This is a genomic window from Lentzea aerocolonigenes (assembly GCF_000955955.1).
GTDB classification, from domain to species: Bacteria; Actinomycetota; Actinomycetes; order Mycobacteriales; family Pseudonocardiaceae; genus Lentzea; species Lentzea aerocolonigenes_A.
Window position 1 is genome coordinate 1 of sequence record NZ_JYJG01000072.1, and the last position, 2,684, is coordinate 2,684.

At 69.4% G+C, this 2,684-nt stretch carries 2 protein-coding genes; both read right to left on the minus strand.

What is annotated here, in order from left to right:
* Positions 1-6 precede the first annotated feature (6 nt).
* Positions 7-2,091 (minus strand): alpha-galactosidase, encoded by a 2,085-nt coding sequence (locus tag UK23_RS12960; protein WP_045311722.1) that lies wholly within the window; start codon positions 2,089-2,091, stop codon positions 7-9.
* Positions 2,092-2,194: 103 nt separating this feature from the next.
* Positions 2,195-2,684, minus strand: a 490-nt coding sequence (locus UK23_RS12965; RefSeq protein WP_231114483.1) for a hypothetical protein, incomplete at its 5' end; no start/stop codon positions are given.

The following is a 2,684-nucleotide window of genomic DNA, read 5'->3' on the forward strand; positions in this document are numbered from 1 at the left end:
ATCGTTTTAGCGGAGACGGAGTAGGAGAGCCTGTTCCGGCTCGAGCACCGGGAGCTGGATGCCGACGTCAGCGAGCGCCGAGCCGGGCAACGAGACCGGTTCCCACGTCCCCTCCCGCCCGATCAGCTTCGGCAGACCGGCGGGCGCGTCGAACGACAGCCGGTACGTACGCGTGCGGTCGAGGCCCGGGAAGCGCACCCTGGCCGGCCTGTGCTGCACCGAAGTCGCGATCTGCGCGTAGCAGAACAGCGCCTCGGACTGGTCGGCGGCGACCACACCGTGCACCCACGCGGCCGGGTCCGGGTGGTCGGCGTGCACCGAGACACCGCTGTGCACCAGGGAGCGCACGTCCTTGTAGTACTCGATCGCCGCCTGCAGGCCGGCGCGTTCGTCGTCGGTCGCCGAGTTGATGTCCCACTCGATGCCGAAGTGCCCGAACATCGCCGTCGCCACCCGGAACGACAGGTCGTGCACCCGGCCGGTGGTGTGCGAGTGGGTCGGGCCGACGTGGGCGCCCATCAGCTCCGGCGGCAGGAACACGCCGGTCCAGCGCTGGATCAGCTGGCGTTCCAGGGCGTCGTTGCAGTCCGACGTCCACACGCGGTCGGTGCGCGAGAGCACGCCGAGGTCGATCCGGGAACCACCGGACGAGCAGCTCTCGATCTCCACGTGCGGGTGCCGCAGGCGCAGTTCGTCGAGCAGCCGGTAGAACGCGCCGGTCTGGTCGTGCACCCGTGAACCGATCAGGTCGCGGTTGTGGTCCCACTTCACGAACGCGATGTCGTTGTCGGACAACACGGACGAGACGCGGTCGAGGATGTACGCGTACGCCTCGGGGTGCGCGATGTTCAGCACCTGCTGGTTGCGCCACGACGGCGGCAGCACACCGGGACGAGGGCCGAGCACCCAGTCCGGGTGAGCGCGGTAGAGGTCCGAGTCCGTGTTGATCATCTCGGGTTCGAACCACAACCCGAACTCCATGCCCAGCGAGCGGACGTGCTTGATCAGCGGGGTGAGGCCCTCTGGCCACACCGTCTCGTCCACGTACCAGTCGCCGAGACCGGCGGTGTCGTCGCGGCGGTGGCGGAACCAGCCGTCGTCGAGCACGAACCGCTCGACGCCCATGGCCGCGGCGGTGTCGGCGAGCGACGTCAGCCGCGCGAGGTCGTGGTCGAAGTAGACGGCTTCCCACGTGTTGAGCACGACGGGGCGGGGGCGCAGCGAGCGCTCGCGCAGCTGACGGTGGAAAGCCGCGCTGATGCCGTCGATGCCCTCCGCGGAGTAGGCCGCGTACAGCCACGGCGACTCGTACGTCTCGCCCGGCTCCAGGATGATCTCGCCCGGCAGCAGGAGCTCTCCGCCGCCCAGCACGGGCGTCGAGTCGGGGAAGTTCTCCGCGTACGTCACGTGGTTGCCGCTCCACGCGACGTGCAACGCCCACACCTCGCCGGAGCGGAACGAGAACCCCGGCGTCCCGGCGAGCAGTCCGATCGTCGCGTCGGGCCCGGTGCGGCCACGCCGGTTCTCCCGCACCCAGGTGCCGTGGTTGAACGCGTGCCGCTGCGGCGAGCGTTCGCGCGCCCAGCGGCCGGTGAAGTCGAGCAGCTCGGTCGCGTGTGCCGGTGCCGGCAGCGCGGTTTCCAGTCCCTCCAACGCATACGGCGTCGAGCCGTCGTTGCGGACGGTGTGCCGCAGCCGGAGCATGCCGGACGACGCCAGCTCCAGCACGCCGGTCACCGTCAGCTCGGCGGCGGGGTCCTCTGCCACGTAACGGAAGATCGAGTTCTCGACCAGGAACGAGGTGACTTCCAGCGACGGTGCGAAGTGCGCACCGCCGCGGTGCCCCCGCAGGCCGGGACGGCCGGAGTGCCCCGCACCCGCGTCCGGTAGCAGCGCGAGCTTGACCACGTGGTCGGGTGAGCTGTTGGGGATGGTCCCGGTCACGACGTCGGCCAGGACGCGCAGGGCGTCCTGGCCGACGTCTCCGAGCGTTCGCCCCCAATGGGTGACGACCGGCAGCCCGGTGCCCCGGACGTCGATCACCACGCTGGAGATGGCGTCGTGCAGGTGCACGACCTCCGTGTTGTTCATGCGGGCCCCGTCCACATCAAACACAAATGAACAATGCGCCGATCCTGAGACGCGGGGCTCGTGATGTCAAGCGTTTGAACTTGTTGAGTTATGTCCGATTCGGCTAGCAGTTGGGGGCTTGGTCGTAGACCTCGTCCAGGACGGGCTCCGCCTTGATCAGATCGGGCAGCTTCGGGCCGCTCGGATCCCAGAACACGACGTCCTTGGTCACGAACTCCGCTGGTCCGGTGAGTTGCTCGACAGGGACTTTCCGCGCGTTGTCGAGGACCTCGTCCAGCCTGGTCATGAACGCACCGAGGTCGCGCCGGTTCGCGGCGACCAGCTCGTCGCCCAGGGGGAACGGGGACGGGCCGATGCCGTCGAAGATGGTCTTGGACTGGGCGAACATCTCCCGCAGTTCGGTCAGGGCGGTCACCACGGCGGCCCGGTCAGCCTCGACCGGCGGTCTGTCCGGAGTGAACTTCGGCGCCTTGGACACTGCCGTGCCGCGGGTGTGGATCGCCTTCTCCCCGGCGCACACCTGGTCCAGCCAGGCGGTCACGGCGGGCTTGTCCGTGGGGGACGGGCGCGACGCGGGCGGCGGCGAGGAACAC

Coding starts and splice junctions, on each gene's coding strand:
- UK23_RS12960 (WP_045311722.1), bottom strand. CDS start 2,091: ATGAACAACACGGAGGTCGTGCACCTGCACGACGCCATCTCCAGCGTG.